Raw genomic sequence first — 586 nt, forward strand, 5'->3', positions numbered from 1 at the left:
GTGCCCGGACAGTCCAGCGCTGGCAACTCGGCGAACCTGGCGCGGTGGACGGGCGCTCGTTGCGGCGCCATGAGCCGCTCCACAAGCTTTCTGCCGATGAACGCGCTGAGCTGCTGGCGATCGCGAACTCAGCCGAATTCGGTCATCTGCCGCCAAGCCAGATCGTGCCGCGACTGGCAGACCAGCAACGCTACATCGCCTCCGAATCGACGTTCTACCGGGTGCTGAAGGCCGAGAAGCAACTCGCCCACCGGCGCAGCGAACGGCCGGTCCACGCACGCAGCAAACCCCGTTCGGTTTGCGCCGACGCACCGAACCAGTTGTATAGCTGGGACATCACGTACCTGCCGACGACGATCCGTGGACAGTATTTCTATCTGTATTTGTTTCTGGATGTGTTCAGCCGCAAGATTGTCGGCTGGCAGGTCTATGCCGAGGAAAGCAGCGTCCTGGCCAGCGAAGTCCTCAGGGACCTCTGCGCGCGTGAAGCGATACAGCCCAACCAGGTGATTCTGCATTCGGATAACGGCGGCCCGATGAAAGGCGCAACGATGCTCGCCACCCTCCAGGCGCTGGGTGTCATGCC

The 586-nt window shown here is 62.5% G+C and carries 1 protein-coding gene; it reads left to right on the plus strand.

The features are described 5' to 3' along the window. On the plus strand, positions 1-586 hold a 586-nt coding region (locus HV670_RS30395), incomplete at both ends, for a DDE-type integrase/transposase/recombinase (RefSeq protein ID WP_175108597.1).

It is taken from the genome of Pararobbsia alpina, assembly GCF_902859895.1.
Lineage (GTDB): Bacteria > Pseudomonadota > Gammaproteobacteria > Burkholderiales > Burkholderiaceae > Pararobbsia > Pararobbsia alpina.